This is a genomic window from Chitinophaga filiformis (assembly GCF_023100805.1).
GTDB lineage: Bacteria > Bacteroidota > Bacteroidia > Chitinophagales > Chitinophagaceae > Chitinophaga > Chitinophaga filiformis_B.
Map to the genome: position 1 here is coordinate 3,634,384 of NZ_CP095855.1, position 23,249 is coordinate 3,657,632.

Annotated in this window: 20 protein-coding genes; 13 read left to right on the top strand and 7 right to left on the bottom strand. The window is 48.3% G+C overall.

Annotated features, from left to right (window positions below):
* Positions 1-34: 34 nt before the first annotated feature.
* Positions 35-280, bottom strand: a complete 246-nt coding sequence (locus MYF79_RS14545; RefSeq protein ID WP_247814695.1) for a hypothetical protein — start codon at positions 278-280, stop codon at positions 35-37.
* Positions 281-663: 383 nt separating this feature from the next.
* Here MYF79_RS14545 and MYF79_RS14550 point away from each other — a divergent pair, with 383 nt between their 5' ends.
* From MYF79_RS14550 to MYF79_RS14600, 11 genes are all read left to right on the top strand, one after another.
* A complete protein-coding gene (locus tag MYF79_RS14550; RefSeq protein ID WP_247814696.1) occupies positions 664-1,422 on the top strand; it encodes a hypothetical protein in 759 nt (252 codons plus the stop codon).
* Between the two features lie 134 nt (positions 1,423-1,556).
* On the top strand, positions 1,557-2,150 hold the full coding sequence (locus tag MYF79_RS14555; RefSeq protein ID WP_247814697.1) for a TetR/AcrR family transcriptional regulator: 594 nt from the start codon (positions 1,557-1,559) through the stop codon (positions 2,148-2,150).
* A gap of 192 nt (positions 2,151-2,342) precedes the next feature.
* Positions 2,343-2,942 (top strand): TetR/AcrR family transcriptional regulator, encoded by a 600-nt coding sequence (locus tag MYF79_RS14560; RefSeq protein WP_247814698.1) that lies wholly within the window; start codon positions 2,343-2,345, stop codon positions 2,940-2,942.
* 60 nt (positions 2,943-3,002) lie between these two features.
* Positions 3,003-4,037 carry a LacI family DNA-binding transcriptional regulator gene (locus MYF79_RS14565; RefSeq protein WP_247814699.1) on the top strand — a complete coding sequence of 345 codons (1,035 nt, stop codon included), beginning with the start codon at positions 3,003-3,005 and terminating at the stop codon, positions 4,035-4,037.
* A 557-nt stretch (positions 4,038-4,594) separates the two neighbouring features.
* Positions 4,595-7,558, top strand: coding sequence for a SusC/RagA family TonB-linked outer membrane protein (locus MYF79_RS14570; RefSeq protein WP_247814700.1), 2,964 nt, complete (start codon positions 4,595-4,597; stop codon positions 7,556-7,558).
* Positions 7,559-7,577: 19 nt separating this feature from the next.
* The gene (locus MYF79_RS14575) at positions 7,578-9,170 is read left to right on the top strand and encodes a RagB/SusD family nutrient uptake outer membrane protein (RefSeq protein WP_247814701.1); all 1,593 of its coding nucleotides are present in this window, start codon (positions 7,578-7,580) and stop codon (positions 9,168-9,170) included.
* Positions 9,171-9,211: 41 nt separating this feature from the next.
* Positions 9,212-10,246, top strand: coding sequence for a SusE domain-containing protein (locus MYF79_RS14580; RefSeq protein ID WP_247814702.1), 1,035 nt, complete (start codon positions 9,212-9,214; stop codon positions 10,244-10,246).
* 82 nt (positions 10,247-10,328) lie between these two features.
* Positions 10,329-12,188, top strand: coding sequence for a glycoside hydrolase family 13 protein (locus MYF79_RS14585; protein ID WP_247814703.1), 1,860 nt, complete (start codon positions 10,329-10,331; stop codon positions 12,186-12,188).
* Between the two features lie 26 nt (positions 12,189-12,214).
* Positions 12,215-12,877, top strand: coding sequence for a beta-phosphoglucomutase (pgmB, locus tag MYF79_RS14590; protein ID WP_247814704.1), 663 nt, complete (start codon positions 12,215-12,217; stop codon positions 12,875-12,877).
* A gap of 44 nt (positions 12,878-12,921) precedes the next feature.
* A complete protein-coding gene (locus tag MYF79_RS14595; protein WP_247814705.1) occupies positions 12,922-15,246 on the top strand; it encodes a glycoside hydrolase family 65 protein in 2,325 nt (774 codons plus the stop codon).
* 12 nt (positions 15,247-15,258) lie between these two features.
* Entirely contained in the window at positions 15,259-16,632 is a 1,374-nt protein-coding gene (locus MYF79_RS14600; RefSeq protein WP_247814706.1) for an MFS transporter, read from the top strand.
* A 70-nt stretch (positions 16,633-16,702) separates the two neighbouring features.
* Here MYF79_RS14600 and MYF79_RS14605 read toward each other — a convergent pair whose 3' ends face one another.
* The 4 genes from MYF79_RS14605 to MYF79_RS14620 all read right to left on the bottom strand — a co-directional run bounded on the left by MYF79_RS14605 (position 16,703) and on the right by MYF79_RS14620 (position 19,429).
* The gene (locus tag MYF79_RS14605; protein ID WP_247814707.1) at positions 16,703-17,041 is read right to left on the bottom strand and encodes an ArsR/SmtB family transcription factor; all 339 of its coding nucleotides are present in this window, start codon (positions 17,039-17,041) and stop codon (positions 16,703-16,705) included.
* Positions 17,019-17,480, bottom strand: a complete 462-nt coding sequence (locus tag MYF79_RS14610; RefSeq protein ID WP_247814708.1) for an SRPBCC family protein — start codon at positions 17,478-17,480, stop codon at positions 17,019-17,021. Before MYF79_RS14610 ends, MYF79_RS14605 begins: the two co-directional genes overlap by 23 nt.
* Positions 17,481-17,587: 107 nt before the next feature.
* A complete protein-coding gene (locus MYF79_RS14615; protein ID WP_247814709.1) occupies positions 17,588-18,418 on the bottom strand; it encodes a DNRLRE domain-containing protein in 831 nt (276 codons plus the stop codon).
* Positions 18,419-18,553: 135 nt separating this feature from the next.
* Positions 18,554-19,429 (bottom strand): hypothetical protein, encoded by an 876-nt coding sequence (locus tag MYF79_RS14620; RefSeq protein WP_247814710.1) that lies wholly within the window; start codon positions 19,427-19,429, stop codon positions 18,554-18,556.
* A gap of 230 nt (positions 19,430-19,659) precedes the next feature.
* On the opposite strand from MYF79_RS14620, the gene MYF79_RS14625 reads away from it, so the two are divergent.
* Complete coding sequence (locus tag MYF79_RS14625) at positions 19,660-20,538, top strand: SDR family oxidoreductase (RefSeq protein ID WP_247814711.1); 879 nt, start codon at positions 19,660-19,662, stop codon at positions 20,536-20,538.
* 5 nt (positions 20,539-20,543) lie between these two features.
* Here MYF79_RS14625 and MYF79_RS14630 read toward each other — a convergent pair whose 3' ends face one another.
* Together MYF79_RS14630 and MYF79_RS14635 are read right to left on the bottom strand one after the other, a co-directional pair.
* Positions 20,544-20,825, bottom strand: coding sequence for a hypothetical protein (locus MYF79_RS14630; protein WP_247814712.1), 282 nt, complete (start codon positions 20,823-20,825; stop codon positions 20,544-20,546).
* A 103-nt stretch (positions 20,826-20,928) separates the two neighbouring features.
* Positions 20,929-22,569 (bottom strand): carboxylesterase/lipase family protein, encoded by a 1,641-nt coding sequence (locus tag MYF79_RS14635; protein ID WP_247814713.1) that lies wholly within the window; start codon positions 22,567-22,569, stop codon positions 20,929-20,931.
* A gap of 121 nt (positions 22,570-22,690) precedes the next feature.
* On the opposite strand from MYF79_RS14635, the gene MYF79_RS14640 reads away from it, so the two are divergent.
* Positions 22,691-23,242, top strand: coding sequence for a gluconate 2-dehydrogenase subunit 3 family protein (locus tag MYF79_RS14640; protein WP_247814714.1), 552 nt, complete (start codon positions 22,691-22,693; stop codon positions 23,240-23,242).
* The last annotated feature ends 7 nt before the right edge of the window (positions 23,243-23,249 follow it).

Here is a 23,249-nt window from a genome sequence, read left to right on the forward strand (position 1 = left end):
TGAAAAATAGGTATAGGGAATACTTTATTTGTTCCTATTCCCTGCTAGGCGTGACCTCATACAGCCTGCTGGCAATTTCCTGTTCCAGCGCCATCGGGAGGTCTACTGCAACGTCTCCTATAGGCGCATATCGCAATGTGTCTTCGTCCCAGGCAAAGATGTAATTTTCGCTGCCATTAAAACTTACATTATAACGTTGTTCATCGTTGAATGAAAAAGGTTCCGCCTTCACCATGTATGGAACACCGTCAACCAATAAGTTGAATGATAATTTCTTCATAGTTATCCTTTTCCCGATTTGCCACAATAATCAGACCTTAATGGCAGCCCCTTCCGTTAGGCGGAATGCCGCTACTGTGATAAGTAATGACATATTTCCACACATTGTTTGTAAAAGGAGACAACACCCGAAAGATGCCAACATTAGCTACTTGTTCATTGGATAAGTAGTTTGCCTCTATCGTATTAATAATAAAGATGTTATGAAGCAAGCGGTACGAAAATTGTATGAGGGAAGACAACCTGAGATACCAGCTAAGACCCGTATTAAAACCATATGTCAAGAGAGAGTCACTAGCACTTACTGTTATTTCCGGGGGCCAACATATCGATTGTGAAACCTTCTTACCTCTATTTATTGGAAACAATTAAACCGATTAACTCATGAAAAAAAACTTTTTCCAGTTATGTGCAGCTGTTACCCTTACTGCTGTAATGTTCTCTGCATGTTCGAAACAAAGCTCCGATGAAGCTGTAGCACCACCTGCAAAAGATGGTAAAGCCACTGTCGATTACCAGATCCAGGCGGTTAATCCGACAGGTTCAGTTGCCGGAGATGCCGCAGGAACAGAGCGCCTGGGCAGAATATTAAACGATCAGTCTTTAGCGTCTTTCCCATCTCTGAGATTTGATTTTACCTGGGATAGTATCAAGGTGAGATTCAGAGAGCTGAAGTTTGCTGCTAAGAGTGGTCCCGATGAAATTAATCTGAGCGTGAAAAGCGATAGATTCATCGACATCCTCGATAGCACAGAACTCGGTAGCATTATGTTGCCATTGGGAAATTTCGAGCAGGTAAAAGTATATGTACGGGTGCAGGGCGATACAGTTAAACCTGCGCTGTTGATGAACGGCAGGATCACCTTCCGCGGAACAGATATTCCTGTCGAAGTAATGGTGGTTGGAAAGATTGAACTGACTGCTACCGGTAAAGACGTTTCAATTGGTACAGACGGAATAACCTTCGACGGTAAACTGAAACTGGATCTGAACCTTGTAATGACCAAACTGCAGATCGGAGACTTCACAGGTACCTTTACCGGTGGGAAGCTGGTGCTGAAGATAGATGCGGATCTTGATACCAATAACAAACTGAAATCTGCACTGGAAACAAGTATGACCGTAGAGCACACTCCCCGTTAAGATAAGTCATGTAAAAATAATATAACCATTGTGGTAAAAAGGGAAAGGCCGTCCGCCATTGGCGGACGGCCTTTAAATTAAATTTGCCCGATAAGACTACTTAGTCTATTTTTGGCGTGGTTAAATTAACGTAAATGAAGAAGTCAGAGAGGACGAGGCAGTTTATTATTGAACAGGCGGCGGATTTATTTAACGAAAAGGGAATTGCAGGTACCTCCATTGACGATATCCTGCAGGCGGCAAAGGTAGCAAAGGGATGTCTGTACGGGCATTTCCAGAGCAAGGACGAATTAGCCTATGCCAGTGCAGAATACCTGCTCGACAAACTGACCACTCACAGAAACCGTATCATGCAGGAACAGCCAACCGCCATGGGGAAGTTGACTGCTTTTGCAGAGTTGAATGCGAACCCGCTCAATGGTTCTTTTATACATGGCGGATGCCCGATCATGAACTTTGCAGTGGAAGCGGACGATACCAATCCGGCTATCCGGGAGAAGGTGAGGTCCGTTATCAGCCAGACAATCAAAATGCTGACCGGCATTATAAAAGAAGGCGTGAAAGCCGGAGAATTATCTCCGTCCATCAATGCTGATGAAATAGCAATGAAGATGTTCGCAACAGTGGAAGGGGCCATCATGATGTCACGTGTGACGGGTAGCTCCTTACCGATGAAGACAGCGGTGAAATCCATGAAGAAAGAACTGTCATCGTACAGTCTTGTTTAAAAATCTCGCGCAATTAACGTAGACAGCCTTTGGGAAATGGCTGTTTTTTTTGTTTCCACAAGAGACTGAATAGTCTATTTCAACCAAAGGAAATGTATTTCATGTAACTGGTCACACGCTTAGGCGTGCAGACCAGTGGGAATGTTATGCCTGTATTTCACAACAAGAGAATAAACCATTAAACACAACACAATGGAAGTTAAAGAAAGAAGGCTCCGTCTCAGGGAAGAAAGCCGTACCAGTATCCTGCAAGCTGCATTAAGTATTGCCAGAGCACATGGCTGGCAGGCTGTCAGCATGCGGAAGATAGCAGAGATGATAGCGCACACGCCACCAGTGATCTATGACTATTTCCTCAACAAGGACGCTATATTGATGGACCTTGCAAAAATGGGATTTCTGCAACTGGGCAGACAGCTGCAAAAAGCACAGCAGGAACATAGCCTGCCGGAGAAGCAGCTGGAAAGCATGTGGATGGCCTATCGGGACTATGCCTTTGCTGAAAAGGAACTCTATCGCTTAATGTTTGGTATAGGCACCCCGGCCTGCTGCGATTACAGTAATATGCCCGAAGCAGACGCGCTGGCCGACCTGTTCGGAAACGTGATCCGGCAGATCCAACCCACAGATCAGCCATCAGATGAACAGGTTTCCATAGCATACACCTCCATGTGGGCAAGCGTGCACGGCCTCATATCACTCAACCTGGTATACAGGCAGAACAGCAGCGGTTTTAATCAACAGGTATTACTGAATGCCGTCAGAAACCTTACTGCCTCACCGGCCGAATGACTTTAGTTTTCGGCATTTTTGAGTAATTTGCCCGCTCAGCCTATTTAAACAACTTTAGCAATGGATCGCGTTGATATTAAAAGGTTAGCGGAAAAACTGAACTTATCTACCTCTACAGTTTCAAGGGCATTCAGGGGCAACAGCGATATTAATCCTGAAACAAAGGCCAGGATCCTTTCCATGGCCAAAGAGTTCAATTATCAGCCTAATCACCACGCCAGTAATCTGCGGGAAAAGAAAAGCAAGACAATTGCCATCATTGTACCCGAACTGGCCAACAACTTCTTTTCCCAGGCCATCCACGGCATAGAACGTGTGGCGCGGGAAAAGGGCTATCATACGCTCATCTATGTAACTGATGATGAATACCAGAAAGAAGTAACTTTCATCGACAAGCTTTATAATGGCCGCGTGGACGGTATTATCATGTCCGCATCCGGCGAAGCGAACGACCACCAGTACCTGAACAGGCTCGATAATAAGCACATCCCGCTGGTGTTCTTCGACAGGGTGTATGATGATATCGATGTGCCCAAGGTCACTACGGACGACTACGACAGTAGTTTTGCCGCTACCCGTCACCTCATAGAAATGGGGTGTAAGGAAATAGCCTTCCTGGTGATCAACAAAAGCCTGTCTATCGGTAATGTCCGTATGCAGGGGTATCGCGATGCCCTGAAAGCTGCAGGCATTGAATACGAGACTGAATTGGTGATAGATTGTACCAACGACTACGACCAGAACTTTGAGATACTGTCGAAGGTCCTGCAGGAACAGCGCCCCGATGGATTACTGGCCTCCGTAGAACGTCTGGCTATTTCCAGCTACTACGTGTGCCATCACCTGGGCATTCGCATCCCGGAAGATATTAAGATTGTCAGCTTTTCCAGCCTGGAAATAGCCCCCTTGCTGAATCCTGCATTATCCACCATTACACAGCCAGCCTATGAGCTGGGCACCAACGCAGCACAACTCCTGTTTAATGCCCTGGAAGGTAAGGCCCCCGGCAATGACCATGTTGTGCTGAACTCGAAACTCATCCCCAGAACATCTTCCACCGGCATAAAAACAACCCCCGGAAAGAGGGGAGAATGAAAAAGAAAGGAAGTGAAAGCCACTTCTTTTCAGGAGATTTATAATGTATTTGTTTTAAGTGGCTGTATTTCAGTATGTTGTTGTTTTAAAGGTTGATGATGTTGCACCTCTCCATGGTTCCATTTTAACTTTTTTTTAAAAAAAGCTGTTTCAAAATGTTACAGTATTCGGGAAATACTCTACTTTAGCAAAAGTGTTCCACGTTCCGGGAACGTTCCCGGAAATGAAAAATCAAAGTAAAATGAGATCTACCTAAAGACAATTACAGCATTCAGAACAATCCGGGCGAACGCATCCGGGGAATTCGGAGGAGGGGGTATACCACTCCGGATCATCCCAGGGTAAAATGACAAGCTCCACGGAACGTAACTATTGAACGCCGGAATAAATTCCGGTCACTGAACAGCCGGTCAACATTAGCCACCGGTTCAATCATTACAACAAAAAAATTCATGGTCGTTGAATTCAGCCGAATTCGACAGGGGGGAACTTTTGCTTAAAGGGTCCTGCAGTGAACTATTGTGAAACAAATTTCTTATCAATTAATCAATCGATCAATGAAAAGAACACGCTTTGCCAGTTTTGCATTTCTGCTGTGCTTTGTGTTGATGTCCTTCCTTACCTATGCACAATCGGGCAGTATCAGCGGAAAAGTGACGGACGAAACAGGTCAGCCCATTCCCGGCGCTACCGTCTTCATTAAGGGCACCAGCAAAAACGCTACTGCCGACGCACAGGGAAATTTCACCATCACCGGTGTTGCTGCCGGAAATATTGTGGTGGTAGCCCGTATTATGGGGTATGAAACCTTCGAACTGCCGGTGAATGCAGGCAACAACACTGCACCGCTCACCTTTCAGCTGAAAGCTGATACCAAGGGCCTGAACGAGATCGTAGTAGTGGGTTATGGTACACAGAAAAAGAGCGACCTTACCGGCGCGATTGCTGTTGTTTCTACCAAAGATTTCAATAAAGGGCCATTGTCCTCTCCTGAGCAACTGATCACTGGTAAAGTACCTGGCGTACAGATCACCTCCAACGGTGGTGCACCCGGTAGCGGTAGCACCATCCGCGTACGTGGCGGTGCTTCCCTCAATGCTACCAACGATCCGCTGATCATTGTGGATGGTGTGCCCCTGGACAATAACAATGTAAGCGGACAGTCCAACGGATTAAGCCTGATCAACCCGAACGATATCGAATCATTCAACGTATTGAAAGATGCTTCTGCTACCGCTATCTACGGTTCCCGTGCCTCCAACGGTGTCATTATCATCACTACCAAGAAAGGCCGCCTGGGCGATAAATTCCATGTGTCTTTCAGCTCTACCAATGCTGTATCTAAGGTAACCAGCTATTCACCGGTATTAACTGCCAGCGAGTTCACTGACGTAGTAAAGGCACATGGTACTGCTGCGCAGGTCGCACTGCTGGGCAAAGCCAATACCGACTGGCAGAAACAGATTTACCAGTCTGCACTCAGCTCTGACAACAACCTCGCGCTGAGCGGCTCCTGGAAGAAACTGCCTTACCGTATTTCCATGGGCTACCTGAACCAGGACGGTATCCTGAAAACATCCAACCTGGAAAGGAAATCGGCCTCCATTAACCTTTCTCCCAGTTTATTTGACGATCACCTGAAAATAAACATGAACGTGAAAGGATCTATAGCAGACAACCGGTTCGCAGATCAGGCTGCTATCAACGCCGCTATCGCTTTTGATCCTACACAGCCTGTACGGGCCAATGGTAAAGACTTCGGCGGTTATTACGAATGGCTGTACAACGGTAAGTTGTACGACCTGGGTACCAAGAACCCACTAGCCATGCTGGAACAGAAAGTAGACAAATCGCAGGTGAAGAGAAGTATCGGCAATATCCAGTTTGACTATAAATTCCATTTCCTGCCTGAATTGCGCGCTAACCTGAACCTGGGTTACGACTACCAGAAAGGAGAGGGCAATACCAATATCCCGAAATACGCTGCGCTGGCTTATTACAATGGTACCGGCGGCTCCTACAAGCATTATTCCCAGGAGATGAAGAACAAACTGCTGGACTTCTACCTGAACTATGCGAAAGACCTGAAGGGTATCAAAAGCCGTGTAGATGTAATGGCGGGTTATTCCTACCAGGACTTCATCATCGCTACGCCCGGCTATCCGGTACGCGATGAAGCGGGCGATACCACCACCGCTGCCGGTAACTACAGTGAAGCGCAACATACACTGGTATCTTTCTTCGGCCGTTTGAACTATACTTTCAACGATAAATACCTGCTGACCTTCACCATGCGCCGCGACGGTACTTCCCGTTTCCGTCAGCACTGGGGTAGCTTCCCTTCTGTAGCTTTTGCATGGAAACTGAAAGACGAAGCTTTCCTGAAAAATTCCAGGACCCTGTCCGATCTGAAACTGAGACTGGGTTATGGTGTGACCGGCCAGGAGAACATTGGCGTTGGTAAGGAATATGCGGCATTGTCGCGTTATACCTACGGTGATGCGAACTCCGCTTACCAGCTGGGCGATGCTTTTTATAAAACATTGCGTGCTGCCGGTTATGACCAGAACATCAAATGGGAGCAGACAGCTACCTACAACGTAGCGCTCGATTATGGTTTCCTGAACAACAGGATCTCCGGTAGCGTGGACTTCTACTATAAAAAGACTACCGACCTGCTGGCCGATGTTACCACACCTGCCGGTACGAACCTGACCAATACACTGTATACAAACATTGGTAGCCTGGAGAACAGGGGCGTGGAATTCATCATCAACGCCACACCGGTTGAAACCAAAGACTTCCGTTGGGATGCAGGTTTCAACATCACTTACAACAAGAACAAAATACTCTCCCTGTCCAAAGCAAAAGCAGATACTTCTGTAGGTATTGCTACCGGCGGTATCAGCGGTGGTACGGGAAACACTGTACAGATCAACTCTGTAGGACACCAGATCAATTCTTTCTATGTATATAAACAGGTATACGACAAGAGCGGTAACCCGATCGAAGGCGTATATGAAGATACCAACGGCGATGGCGCTATTACTTCTGCTGATAAATACCGTTACAAATCTTCCAATCCGCTGGTATACCTGAGCTTCAACTCACAGTTCAACTACAAAAAATGGAACCTTGGTTTCAGCATGCGCAGCAACCTCGGTAACTACATCTACAATAACCAGGCTTCCAACAACGGGTCTTACAAGACTTTCCAGAACAGTAACTACCTGGCCAACCTGTCCAGGAGCGTGCTGTCAACAAAGTTTGCCACTACCCAGTACTGGTCTGACTACTACGTGGAAAATGGTTCTTTCCTCCGCATGGATTACATCAACCTGGGGTATGATTTCGGTCGCCTGATGCACGATAAAATCGGCCTGCGCCTGAACTTCAACGTACAGAACGTATTTGTGATCACGAAGTACAGCGGCCAGGATCCGGAAGTGTTCAGCGGTATAGATGACAAGTTCTATCCCCGTCCACGTGTGTATTCATTAGGTGTTAACCTTGATTTTTAATTAACAAACAGGGAACGTTATGACAAAGAAATTCATATATCAGATAGTACTGGCCGGAACGATGGCATGGGGACTGGCTTCCTGTACCAAAGACCTTGACCGTACACCTATCACAGAGGCGACTTCTGCCAGTGTATATAAAGACTTTTCAAACTACAAGGCCATCCTCGCCAAATTGTATGGTGGCTTTTCAGTGACCGGGCAGGTAGGGCCTACCGGTAGTCCCGATATCAGCGGTATCGATGAAGGTACTTCCAGCTACATCCGGGGGTATTTCCAGATGCAGGAATTGCCGACCGATGAAGCAGTGATCGGCTGGAACGATGGTACCCTGCAGGATTTCCACCAGATGGACTGGACACCGGACGATAACTTTATCAATGCGATGTTCTCCCGCCTGTTCTACCAGATAGCACAGTGTAATGAGTTCATCCGCCAGACTTCCGATGCAAACCTGAGCAGCAATGGTATTGCTGAAAAAGACCAGGCCACTGCCAGGACCTTCCGTGCAGAAGCCCGCTTCCTGCGCGCATTGACTTACTATCATGCATTGGACCTGTTTGGCAGCGTACCATTCGTAACAGACAGTAACGAGGTGGCATACTACTATCCAAACCAGATCTCCCGCGCAGACCTGTTTGCTTACGTTGAGCGTGAACTGAAGGGTATAGAAGAACAGATGGTAGATGCGCATACCAACGAGTATGGCCGTGCAGATAAAGCATGTGTATGGGCATTGCTGGCCAAGTTATACCTGAATGCCACTGTTTATACAGGTACAGATCGTTACACAGATGCGATCACCTACAGCAGTAAAGTGATCAACTCAGGCTATACGCTGGCATCCAGCTATGCGAATATGTTCAAGGCGGACAATAATGCAACGTCTCAGTCTGAATTCCTGCTGACAGCTAATTTCGACGGTACGCGCACACAGACCTATGGGGGTACCACTTACCTGGTACATGCCGCAATAGGTGGTAGTATGAGTGCGGCTGCATTCGGTGTGAACAGCGGCTGGGGCGGTTTACGTACTACCAGTGCTTTTGTGAACCTGTTCTCAGATATTAGCGGTGCAACTGACAAACGTGCCATGTTTTATACCGAAGGTCAGAATAAGTCCATCGCTGACCTGGGTGCATTCACTGATGGTTATGCCATTACCAAATGGTCCAACAAAACATCCAAAGGCGCAGATGGTTCTAACTCTACCTTCGTAGATACTGACTTCCCTTTGATGCGTCTCGCTGAAATGTACCTGACCTATGCGGAAGCGGTACTGCGCGGCGGCAGTGGCGGTAGCACTACCGCTGCGCTGGGTTATATCAATGCTTTGCGTGAAAGGGCCTATGGCAATACTTCCGGCAATATCGCCGCAGGGGAGTTGAACCTGAAGTTCCTCCTGGAAGAAAGAGGCCGTGAACTGTATTGGGAAGGTCATCGCAGAACAGACCTGATCCGTTACGGACTGTTCACCGGAAGTACCTATGTATGGCCCTTTAAGGGGGGCGTAGCAGCAGGTACTGCCGTGGCGGATTTCCGTACCATATACCCGCTGCCTACCAGTGCACTGGTGGCGAATCCTAACCTGAAACAGAACGGGGATTATTAATCGCAAACAGCATCTAACCACAATATCAAAATACTTGCATCATGAATGCCTGGTTAAATAAAATAATAGCGGGAAGCTTTTGTGTGATGGGATTACTCTCCTGCGAAAAACAGGACAGCTTCACGCAGGTGAAGACAGGTTCTACGCCGACGTTCTCCGCTACCGCCACTGAATTCGCTTTTTCTGCAGCTGCTGCCGACGAAGAGGCGGTGACATATACCTGGACCGCTTCGAAAGACTGGGGATACAGGGCCGTAGTGAACTACACCTTACAGATCGATGAGAAAGGCAATGGTTTCAGAAAACCGACAGAAGCCTTTAGCGCCAATAACAGCCTGAGTAAAACATTTACGGTGGCAGCCCTGAACCAGGTCATCAACAACATGGGACTGGCTTCGGGCCGTCAGCATGAACTGGTGATCCGTGTGAAGGCTGCGGTAGATACCGTGGGCGACCAGGTGTATTCCGATAGTGTACTGCTGACAGTTACACCCTACTATGTGCCGAAAGTATATCCTTATGTATATGTACCCGGTGGATATGAAGGATGGTCTTTCGACGATCCACGCCTGGGCGCCCTGGCGTCTGTGAACAGCGATAAAGTATATGAAGGCTATCTCTATTTTCCCGATGCCAATACAGAGTTCAAAGTAGCTGCGGCCAAAAGCTGGGACATCAACTATGGCGATGGTGGCGGCGGAGCCCTGAAAGCCAACGGCGATAACATCAAGGCAGTAGAGGCAGGTTATTACCGCCTTAGCGCAAACCTGAATGCCCTCACCTGGTCCCTGACCAATACTACCTGGAGCATCACCGGCAGCGCTACTGGTGGCGCAGACAAGGCTATGACCTTTGATGCGGCCACAAAAAAATGGAGTGTTACCACCGCCCTACAGGCAGGTAGCTTTTACTTCAGGGCAAACAATGCCAATACGATCACGCTGAGTGATGATGATAATAACGGGGTGCTGACTGCAGGTAGTGCAGGCGTTATCAGTATTGAAACTGCGGGAACTTATACCATTACGATGGACTTGAACAATCCCGGCAACTACATTTATACACTGGCCCAATAGTAAGGATTGATTGCATGATATATGCGGCCCGGAGCAACATTGCCGGGCTGCATTATTTAAAACAAGAGAAGACCAAATGCGCATGTTACAGACGAGAAGAATGTTATTGACCGCTGTCCTGTTGCTGACCACTATGTGTACCGTTGTGGCTCAGCTGCCTAAACTGGAAAGGATAGAACCCGCTTTCTGGTGGACAGGTATGCAGGAGCCAATGGTACAATTGATCGTACATGGCGATAAGATAGCTGAGCGGGAAGTATCTCTCAGCTATACTGGTGTAACGCTGCAGGAAGTGCATAAGGTAGAGAACCCGAATTATCTTTTCGTGGATATCAATATTGCTGCATCAGCTGAACCGGGCACCTTCCCTATTATATTCAGGCAGAAAGGCCAGAAAGACATCGTGTACAAATATGAACTGAAGAAAAGAGAAGGCAGCATCAAAGCGCAGGGAGTGAACAGCAGTGACTTCGTCTACCTGATCATGCCCGACCGTTTTGCCAATGGCGATAAAAGCAACGATGTTATCAAAGGCATGCAGGAAATTTCACTGAACAGGGATTCCATGTATAAACGCCACGGCGGCGATATACAAGGCATCATTGATCACCTGGGATACCTGCAGGAAATGGGTGTGACCACATTGTGGATGACGCCCCTGGTCACAAACGATCAGCCTTCAGCTTCCTATCATGGTTATGCCGCTACAGAGAATTACCGTATCGACCCGCGCTTTGGTTCCAACGAAATGTACAAACGACTGGCCGACAGCCTGCATAAACGGGGTATGAAACTCGTGCAGGACCTCGTGCACAATCATATCGGCAGTCAGCACTGGACTATGAAAGACCTGCCTATGAGAAATTGGGTACATCAGTGGCCGGTATTCACCCGCTCCAACTTCCGGGCTGCCCCGCTGATGGACCCTTACGGCGCAGCGGCTGACAGGAAGCTGATGACAGAGGGCTGGTTTGATGTACATATGCCCGATCTGGACCAGTCCAATCCTTACGTGCGTAAATACTTTACACAAAGTCATATCTGGTGGATAGAATATGCCGGTGTGGATGCTTTTCGCCTGGATACCTACCCCTACAATGATGCTGATTTTATGGCGGAATGGGGGAAGGCGATAAAAGCCGCTTACCCGGGCTTTACCTTCTTTGGTGAGGTATGGGTACGCAGCGGTCCTGAACAGGTCTATTTTACCCAGGGGAATACGGTGAACAGGGGGCTCGATACACAGCTACCCGGCGTGACAGATTTCCAGAGCCTCTGGGCCATCTCTTCTGCCCTTAACGAGAAAGCAGGATGGGATGATGGCATAGTGAAACTCTATGCTACCCTGGTACAGGACTATCAATACCAGGACCCTATGCGTAATGTGGTATTCCTGGATAATCACGACCTGAGCCGCTTCTATTCTGTGGTAAACGGGAATAAGAACAAATACAAAATGGCGCTGGCCTGGTTACTTACTACCCGCGGCATTCCGCAACTGTACTACGGCGCTGAGATAGGTATGAAAAACTTCAGCAACCCGGATGGCCTGGTGCGTGAAGACTTCAAAGGAGGATGGGCGGCCGATACAGTGAACAAATTCACTCCTGCTGGTCGCAATGCAGAAGAGAACGAGCTGCACGACTATATCAGCAAACTGGCCAACTATCGGAAGAGTAATCCTGTAGTGCAAACCGGGAAACTGATGCAGTTCATCCCACAGGACAATGTGTACACCTACTTCCGCTATAATGCAGAGAAGACAGTGATGATTGTCATGAACCCGAATGAAAAAGAGATGGCACTGCCCACTGCACGGTTCAGCGAAAGAACCAGTGGGTTTACCAAAGCAAAAGATGTGATCTCGGGAAATAGCGCCAGCCTCTCAGACAGTCTCCACATTCCTGCAATGACCACATTGGTGATGGAACTGGAACGATAATATTAACAAACGATTTACCTGAATATATGCAAGGAATAGCAGCATGCATTTTTGATCTTGACGGCGTAATAGTAGATACGGCTGTATATCATTTTAAGGCCTGGAAAAGGCTGGCCAACGAACTGGGGTTCAATTTTACAGCAGCACAGAATGAAAAGCTGAAAGGCGTGAGCCGTGTCCGCTCCCTGGAGCTCATCCTGGAATGGGGCGGCATTCAGAAGTCGGCAGCCGAACAGCAGGAACTGGCTACCCGCAAGAATGAATGGTATGTGGATATGGTCCATCATATGACGCCCGAAGAGATACTGCCGGGTGCAAAGGAACTGCTGGAAAGCCTGCGTGCGGCAGGTATTAAAACTGCCCTGGGCTCAGCCAGTAAGAATGCCCGCGTTATACTGGAGAAAGTAGACATCCTGTCTTTATTCGATGTAGTGGTAGATGGTAATATGGTAGCTGCCTCCAAGCCTGATCCGGAAGTATTTCTCAAAGGAGCGGAGGCCCTGGGCGTAGCGCCGGAGCGCTGTGTCGTTTTTGAAGATGCCATTGCCGGCGTGGAAGCAGGTAAGGCAGGCGGAATGAAAGTGGTGGGCATAGGAGAGAAGGACGTGTTGCATGAAGCAGATCTCGTTGTCAGCGGCCTGCATGAAATCGATTTACAAACACTGACCAATTTATACAACTCAAAATAAACAATGCCAATTGCGTGCGCAAAACGGCGCCTTTAGTAAGAGTTATGAAGCAATACATAAAAGTAGACGGGTGGAACATTATCGAAGAAGGTTTTGTACCACATTATAACAAGATATCGGAAAGCATTTTCAGCCTGGGCAACGGCCGTATGGGCCAGCGGGCCAATTTTGAAGAGGCTTATTCCGGCGAGACTTTACAGGGCAATTACGTGGCGGGGGTATACTATCCCGATAAGACCCGTGTGGGCTGGTGGAAGAACGGCTACCCGGAATATTTCGCCAAAGTACTGAATGCTGCCAACTGGATCGGTATCGATATCCGTATCGATAATGAAATGCTGGACCTGCATACCGCACAGGTGAACGATTTTCGCCGTGTGCTGAACATGCAGGAAGGTTATCTGCAACGCTCATTTACCGCTACCATCCCGGACGGTAAGCAGGTGCGCGTGGTGGCCACCCGCTTCTGCAGTATTGTGGACGATGAAACAGGTGTGATCCGTTACAGCATCACGCCGCTCAACTTTGATGGTACACTGCAGGTGACTGCCTACATTGATGGCGATGTAAAGAACCAGGATGCGAACTACGATGAGAAATTCTGGGATGAGGTGAACGCCGGTGTGGAAGGCAACAGCGCTTACCTCACACTGCGCACAAAGAAGACAGGTTTCGAGGTATGTACCGGTATGCAGTTCCACGTCCACCAGGATGGTAAACCACTGCAACCTGGTGTTACTCCCGTACGGAAAGAAAAATATGTAGGAGGTACTACAACTATTGCTATCTCCCGCAACCAGGAAACGATCATCTATAAATATGCAGCGAATCTTTCTTCAGAAAATCATGCGGTAGCGGCATTGGTCAACAACTGTGAAACAACTGTCAGCAAAGCCGCTGCAAAAGGTTTTGACATCATGCTGGCCGAACAGGCGGCTGCCTGGGCACTGAAGTGGAAGGAAAGCGATATCGTTATAGAAGGCGATCCCGCTGCTCAACAGGGTATCCGTTTCAATATCTTCCAGCTGAACCAGACCTATACAGGAGAAGACGCACGCCTGAACATCGGCCCTAAAGGTTTTACCGGTGAAAAGTACGGCGGCTCTACCTACTGGGATACAGAAGCCTATTGCATTCCGTTCTACCTGGCTACGGCCGAACCACAGGTAGCCCGCAACCTGCTCATCTATCGTTATAAACAACTGGGTAAGGCGATCGAAAATGCGGCTAAGCTGGGCTTTAACAATGGCGCTGCTTTGTATCCGATGGTGACGATGAACGGGGAAGAATGCCACAATGAATGGGAGATCACCTTCGAGGAAATTCACCGTAATGCAGCCATCGCTTTTGCCATTTTCAACTACATTCGCTATACAGGGGACGAAGCATACCTGGCGGAATACGGACTGGAAGTGCTGATCGGTATTGCGCGTTTCTGGGCACAGCGTGTGAACTGGAGCGATGCCCGCAAACAGTATGTGATGCTGGGCGTAACGGGGCCGAATGAATATGAGAACAACGTCAACAATAACTGGTACACCAGCACCATGGCTACCTGGTGCCTGCAATATGCAATGGAAGGCTTGCAGCATGTAAAAGCTACCGCTCCGGAGCGGTACGCCGCCATCCTGCAGGAGACGGCTTTTGAGGCAGGAAAGGAAACGGAGAAATGGCAGCATATCGTCGACAACATGTACTACCCGGTAGATGAACAATTGGGCATTTTCCTGCAGCAGGATGGTTATCTCGACAAGGAACAGATCCTGGTGAAAGACCTCGATCCTGCACAAAGACCGCTGAACCAGAAATGGAGCTGGGACCGCATTTTGCGTTCCTGTTATATTAAACAGGCAGACGTATTGCAGGGCCTGTACTTCCTGGAAGACCGCTACGACACAGACACGCTGCGTCGTAACTTTGATTTCTATGAGCCAAGAACGGTACATGAAAGTTCTTTGTCGCCCTGCGTACACGCCATACTGGCCGCCAAACTGGGCGATGAACAACGCGCGCATGAATTTTACCTGCGTACCTCCCGTCTTGACCTGGATGACTATAACAACGATACAGAAGACGGTCTGCATATTACGTCTATGGCGGGTACCTGGATGAGCGTGGTAGAGGGCTTTGCGGGCATGCGCGTAAGAGATGGACAGTTGCAGTTCACACCTTTCCTGCCGGGTAAATGGCAATCTTTTGCCTTTAACATCCGTTTCAGGGGACGGGTACTGAAAATAAAAGTAAGTCAGCAGGCGGTTAACATCGAGAACGGATCTGCCGCAGATATTACAGTGCTCGTTTATGGCGAACCCGTACATGTACCCGCCGGAAAAATGGTGACAACAAAACAAGGAAATTTAGTCAATTAAAATATTTATCCCATGAAAGGAATGGTTAAGCCGCGGTTGTCCGCTGCGCGCATATGGAACATGAGCATGGGCTTTTTCGGTATCCAGTTTGGTTTTGCTTTACAGAACGGGAATGCCTCCCGCATTCTGCAAACTTATGGAGCAGAAGTAGAACACCTGTCATTGTTCTGGCTGGCAGCGCCTTTAACGGGCATGATCGTACAGCCGGTGATCGGGCATTACAGCGACCGTACCTGGAACAGGCTGGGGCGCCGCCGTCCATACTTCCTGGTAGGGGCTATTGCTACTGCACTGGCCTTGATACTGCTACCTAATTCATCCCTGCTGGCTTATATACTGCCGCCGGTATTGATAGGGGCGGGTATGCTGACCTTAATGGATGCATCGATCAATGTGGCCATGGAACCTTTCCGGGCGCTGGTGGCCGACAATCTGCCCGATGAACAACGTAGCCAGGGCTTCTCCGCCCAGACCTTCCTGATAGGAGCAGGGGCCGTATTAGGTTCTTCACTGCCTTACCTCCTGGCAGAGTATGCAGGCGTATCCAAGACAGCCGCTCCGGGCGTAGTGCCCGACAATGTGATCTATTCCTTTTATGTAGGCGCAGTGGTATTACTGGCTACCATTCTCTGGTCGATCTTTACTTCGAAAGAATATTCCCCGGAAGAATTTAAGCAATTCAACCCCGAGCATGCTGCTGAAGAACATACAGGAGGGATCAGGACCATCCTGAAAGATTTTTCCAATATGCCGGCTGCCATGAAACAACTGGGCCTGGTACAGTTCTGTTCCTGGTTTGCACTGTTCTCGATGTGGGTGTTCACTACGCCGGCAGTGGCACAGCATATCTACAAGGTACCACCGGGCGATACCTCTTCTGCGCTCTTTGCAGATGCGGGCAATAAGGTGGGCTTTCTGTTCAGCATCTATAGTGCAGTATCAGCAGTGTATGCACTGATATTACCGGTCATAGCGCGTAAAACATCCCGCAAGGCTGCACATGCTATCTCACTGACAGCAGGCGGCTTATCGCTGATCTCTTTTTATTTCATCAAAGATCCCGGCCTGCTGATATGGCCCATGATCGGGATCGGTATGGCATGGGGAAGTATTTTGTCCACGCCTTATGCCATCCTGTCCGGTGTAATACCCTCTCACAAAACAGGGGTATACATGGGTATCTTCAACTTCTTCATCACCTTCCCGCAAATAGTGAACGGTATCTTCGGAGGCCTGATCGTAAAGCATTTGTTTCACAATGAAGCGATCTTCGCCCTGGTAATGGGCGGGGCCTTTATGATCATCGCGGCAATAGCGGTACTGTATGTAAAAGACAGGGAAAAGAAGGCGGCAGAGAAACTGGTGCCAACATATGGTGTCGCCTGAAGACGGCATTCAGATCTGCATCCCCTTACCGGCATTCGCTGGTAAAGGGGATGCATGCGTAATGATGTATCTATTTCTTTTTCCGGGCGATGTCCGGATTTTTTTCCAGTAGTTGCTCCAGTTTGCCCAGGCGTTCTTTCCAGAAATTATCAAAGAAATTGATCCACTCCTTCAATTCATCAAAACCCTCACGACGCAGTATACAATAGCGTTCCCGTCCTTTCTCTTCAAAGGTGATGAAGCCTGCCTGGTGTAATACCTTGATATGTTTTGAAATAGCAGGGCGGCTGATGTCAAACTGCTCAGCGATGGCATTGATCGACTTCTTATCATCGGTCAGCATAAGCAGTATCTCACGCCGGCTGGGGTCTGCAATAGCCTGAAAGCTATCTGGCTGTAGCGCTGTCATCGGTAAAATTTGTAAGTGCCTGCTGGAAACGTTTGGCCACTTTGTTTTTCCATCCCATCTCCATAATAAAGCTGCTGATATAATTCTTCATACCCTTAAAGCCTGTCTGCTCCAGGTGTAATTCCGTACCGCCGTCTTTAGGCACCAGTATCCAGTTCACCACGGTGTCAAGATTATACACACCTTCACCGGGGCCGCCCTTGAAAGAGTAGGATAGCTTCTGTAAAGGGATCACCTCCAGTACCTCAAAATACATCTTGCCGTCCCAGTCCATCTTCGGTCGGGGCTTCGTCACTTCCATCCATTTAAAGCCTACCTCTGCCCTGAAGCCGCTGGACGTAAGATTCCATTGTTTCAGGATATCAGGGTTGGTCAGGCATTCCCATATCGTTTCTACAGGGTGTGGATAGAACCACTTGAGTTTGATGTCTCTTTTCATATTATGTAACTTTGAAGTTACATAAAGGTATGTGTAACTTTTGAGTTACGCAAGTCGAAACAGCATAAAAAAAGACAGCCTGCTTAAACAGGCTGTCAGTCAATTATTTAAGGGTTTTGTACACCTTCCATTGGTATCTCGCCTATCTCTGCTTCCTCTTTCCGGGGCTGCCCGGCTGTTCCGCGGGCTTTCACGGTGGATGCTGCTTTCTTTATGGGAAGCGGCGTTATAACAGGTGGGTTGTCGGCAACACCAGTGGTGGCTGTCCGCCTGGCGGCAGGATTACAAAGATTGAAGGTCACTGTCAGTTTAGGCCTGAGGGAAGGATCTATATGTTCGCTGGAAGCAAACAGGAGGTTCCTGTAATAATCCTCGCCCTGCAACGCGATACAGAATCCATGACTGCTTTCGGCAGGCAGATCTGTCATATCCTGCACCAGCATCGTAACATCTACATCTGCATTGTATTTCCACTGAACACCTTTAGAGCCGGGAAGTACTGTCTGATGTTCGTTAGTGGTAGTTGGCTTGTTATTCCATGTAAGGGTGCTTTCATCCCAGGGGCCTGTTACGCGTTCGATGAAGCAATCATTCTCTCCTGCATTTCCCTGTTTGATAAACACACTGCTCGTTTTACCATACAGACTGAGTGTAGCGCTGGTAATGGCAACACCGCGGGGAATACTTTTCAATCCGTCGAAGTCAATGAAAATGCGGGAGTAACCCTCGCCGCCACCCTGACCGCCGTAAGTCCAGCCGGACGCGCTGATCTCATCACGTTGTCCGAAATTCTTGTCAGACCATTCCGGGAGATCCACCTTGACAAATACGGTCGCATCTTTTCCATTGCAGGAATCTGGTTGAAAGATGTACGTGGTTTGGGAATAACCGGCATAAGCCGACAATACCAGGCATAGTGATAGTACCTGAGCTTTCATGGTATAGGTTTTAATTGATGGCAAAATACTCATAAAAAACAGATTGCCCAACCCGGTATACCAGGTCGGGCAATCTGCCTATTATACTACTGCCGCCTAACACAAGTGCAGCAGTGGTATGTTTGAACACGCTGATTATGGCAAAGGTGCGGCTGCTGTTGTGGTATAAACTACAGGCCATACGTTTGGTGAAGGCACGCTTACGCCTTTGCTTGCACCCATTACTTTGGCATCAGCGCCGAAGTAATATAATGGCCAGCCTTTGTAGGTAATTTGTTTCTTCCCCAGCACGGTAATGATCGCGAAATCTGTTTTAGCAAATCCTGTTGGTACGTTCTTTACCTCAGATACTTCATAAATAGGCCAGATGGCATTGTGTGTTTCATCGGCATTGGTGAAGTTGTTTTTGCCGGATTTGTCGTTGGCAAATTTGTACAGGGTATGACCACGGTCATCTACCAGGTATTTGGAAGCGCCTGTGCCCAGGGCAATAGTACCGGTGTTGTCGAGTACATAGTCTTTCCCGTCATTGCCGTGTAACTGGAAGTTGGCTACCATTACAGTATAATCAGGTTTCGCTACGAACCAGATGTTGCCAACATTCTCACCTTTGGTGTCGCCGGCAGCTGCATCATTTACGTAGTAATATAAAGGCCATCCTTTGTAAGCAGTCTGTTTGGAACCATCAGGACGTGTAACGGTAGTGAAATCAGCTTTGTCCAGCGATGTGTCTACTGTCAGTTTATCGGCGTCTACATAGAATACCGGCCATGCAGCTACGCAGCCATCTTTACAGGTAGGCGTACCCTGTGCATCGTTGGAGAAAAAGTACAATGTCTTGCCGGTGCTGTCGGTCAATATTTTACCTAAAGTTGTGTTGTTGGCTACCAGCACGGTTTTCTTAGGCGTTGGAGGAGGTGGTGTGTTACCGCCATCGTTGTCGTCTTTTGAACATGATGTTATCACTGAGGCAACGAATAGCATTGCCACTGCAGATTTTAATAAATGCATGGTGTTTGAAAATTTTTAAATAAGCAAATTGTGAGCACTTGTGTCAACTACTTAATACGAGACCAGATTTGGAAAGGTTGCCTGAGGTCAAAAAAAAACTTTTTGTTCCGGTTGACGGATGACACGTATATAAGGTAAAGCGCTGGTTTTCGTTTTCTTACAATGCAGGGCTGGCCTTTGCAGCTAATTTTGACACTGTAAATATTTCAAACAAGAAAAAATATAACAAGATGTCAACACAAGCAAGAGCCACCATCCTTATCACCGGTGCTACCGGCAACATTGGAACCGAACTCAGAAAAATATTATCTGCACAGGGAGTACTTTTCAGAGCCATGGTACGGTCGGCCGGCCAGTCGAAAGACCTGGCCGCTCTGCCGGGGGCTACATTGGTGGAAGGGGACTTCAATGATGAGGCTTCCCTGGATAATGCACTCCGCGGTATAGAAAAAGCTTTTCTGCTCACCAATTCATCCGAACTGGCTGAAGAACAACAGCTACGCTTTGTGGATGCAGCAAAGAGAGCGGGCGTTAAACATATCGTGAAGTTGTCCCAATGGGCCGCAGACCTTCATTCTCCCGTACGTTTCCTGCGTTATCATGCGGTAGTGGAAACTGCTATCAGGAATTCCGGTATCGCCTATACTTTTTTACGACCCAACCTGTTCATGCAGGGATTCCTGGGTTTTGCGAAAGCTATCTCACAGGGGAATGAGTTCTTTGCCGCCGCCGGCAATGCAGCGATCTCGCTGATCGACATAAGGGACATTGCCGCCGTGGCGGCTGTTGCCCTCACGAAGCCGGGGCATGAAAACAAGGCCTATCATCTTACAGGGCCGGAAGTGCTGACACACCAGCAATTGGCAGCGATATTTTCAAATGTGCTGGGCCGGGAAATACGCTTTACAGATATACCTGAAGAGGCAATGAAAAATGCCTTGCTGGGCTTTGGATTTCCGCTATGGCAGGCAGACGGATTGCTGGAAGACTATGCACATTACCGGCTGAACGAGGCCGCAGCACTCACGCCGGATGTGAAGGAGGTTACAGGACATGCGCCACGTACCTTTGAACAGTTCGTAAAAGACTATGCGCCCTTGTTTTCCTGACCTTGTTAAGCTTTTTCCTTGCCGCCACTAAACTGTGGAGGCAATAAACTGATCTGTTTCCACAAAGCGTCGGCAATCTCCCTGCCTTCCTCGTTCAGGTCTTTTGTTTCATACTGAGGTTGGTCACTGTCGTCCGGTTTTACAATATCAAACTGCCTTGGAAAAGATACATTGGAGTTTACATTGGGCGCTATATGATAAATAGTAGCATTTTCCTGTCTTTCAAATGATACATCATACATATCGTGCCTGTCATTGTGTGAGATAGTTATTTGCCGGGTCATCATAAAACATCGTTTTATGTACAGGTACAATAACCAGGCCATCAGCACTGTGGAAAAGATACTCCGGGTCTGTTACTATGATCGCAGTAACAGACCCGGAAATGTTTTATTGTTTATATGCTTTATCAAGGAACTGGTACCTGTCGCCATGCTTTTCCTGCTGCAGGGAAGACCTCACATCTATATTCATATACCGTGAACCGGTAACAGCATCTGCTTCCCATTTTGGTAAAGATGCGCCATTGGGATTGCCGGTTTTAACAAAATTCGCGAAGTAATTCAACATGGTATTGGACACGATGTAATCTTCTTTAGTCCAGGCATATACCTTATTGTGACGAAGATTGCCCATTGCGTACTCTATCTCTGCTGCATGAGGCGCTCCTTTGAATGTTTCTGCCGGTTTAGGCGCAGTCGTGCTGGTTTTGATCACACCTCCTGCCAGTCCCGGCTGCGCATTGCCCATTTTAGGCGTCATCGGCGGGCGGCTGCGGGAGAAGATGTAGCGGTACACAGGCTGCTGACCCGTACGCTCATGCAATACACCCCATTTCCAGGTACTATATACAATGAAGCGGTCGCTGGCCAGGTCCGTGGCGGAAGCAATGACTTCTTCTGTAGTATTGCCGGGATACAAACGCAGCACTTCCTCCGCATCCTGTGGATATAATTCTTTCACCTTTTTGACATAGTTTTCCGGGGTAGGATCATCTTTCCAGAGCAATGCCCGGTAAGGCAATTCTGCGGAGTTCCAGCCTACCAGCAAAGGCACATGGGCCTGTTCGCCGGCTGCAAAGATCTCTGCCGGTTTTTTAGGCAGCACATAGCCATCCACATTTGTGGATAATGGCGGCATACCAGGGCCGGAAGCCCTTTTTAACAACTCTTCCGCCGGAATGGCCCGCAGCGCTTCCAGTGAGCTGGCGCCGATGGCATTGGCGAAGGCTACCCCGTTCTTTTCGGCATCTTCCCTGGTAGCCGGAGGCATGGTGGGGAAGATCATGGCGCCGCTTTCCCCGATAGCGCCATTGATCAGGTCTTTCGACAAGGGGGAGGCCATCAATGCAGAGACAGAAATAGAACCGGCTGATTCCCCCGCAATGGTCACGCGATCAGGATCTCCGCCAAAGGCGGCAATATTCTTCTTTACCCAGGCCAGGGCGGCCTGCTGGTCCAACAGGGTATAATTGCCTGAAGCATGGTAAGGCGCTTCTTTTGAGAGCTCCGGATGAGCCAGTAAACCAAATACGCCCAGGCGGTAATTGACCGTCAGTGATACGATCCCTTTGCGGGCCATACTTTCTCCATCATAACGGGCTTCAGAGCCATCGCCTGCTACCATACCGCCACCATAAAAATAGACCAGCACCGGGCGCTTCATTTTGGAAGGTTGCGCAGGGGCCCAGACGTTCAGGTACAAACAGTCCTCGCTCATGCCATTGGAACGGAAGCCCATATCGCCGAAGATGTTTCCCTGCATCGCCCGGGGACCGAAATGATCTGCTTTCAGAATGGTGTCCCAGGCAGGCACCGGTTGCGGCGCTTTCCAACGAAGGGGACCTACCGGTGGTTGTGCATAGGGAATGCCTTTGTACACATAGACTCCGCCGGGGCTGGTAGTTGTGCCCTGTAAACGGCCGTTTTCAATTTTAACAACAGGGGCGGACGAACCTGTCCGGAGTTGGCAGTTTCCAGACAGCCAGGTCAGCTGGCTGAACAGGACGAGCGACAAACAGTAAAATTTCATAACATGCTTATTGAATAAGGAGATTGCCTGAAGGTACTACAACGAAATTTAGCAAACAATTGGCTTGGAAATATTAAATTTAACATATACCTTATCGGCTTGTTTCAGTAAACACCTATACATGCTAGTAAATAGACGAACCGCGTTAAAACAGGTCTTAGTAGTATCCGCAGGTCTGGCACTGTTGCCGTCCTGTTTGCGGAAACCGTCTCCTGCTTCTATTTCATTGAAAAATATAGCAGTAGATGCTGAAGGAGAGAACATGCTGGCTGCGCTGGCAGATACATTGATCCCGGCCACTACCACGCCGGGTGCAAAAGATGTGAAGGCGCATTTATTTGCCCTTACCATGGTGGACGACTGTATGAAAAAAGAAGATCAGCAGAAATTCCTTAGCGGTATGAAAGCATTTTCTGACCTGTGCCAGAAAAAGAATGGTCATTCTTTTGAAAAGAGCAGCCCTGCTGAAAGAGAAGCGCTCCTGAAAGAACTGGAAGCCGCAGATGCCGGCAAAGATGCTGCCGCTGCATTTTACCACACAGTAAAACAACTCACCATTTACGGATATACGACTTCCGAATATTATCTAACAAAAGTACAGGTGTACGAGCTGGTACCCGGACGTTTCCATGGAAGCGTGCCTGTTAAACCGGCCAGCAAGAAGACTGCTTAATTTTATA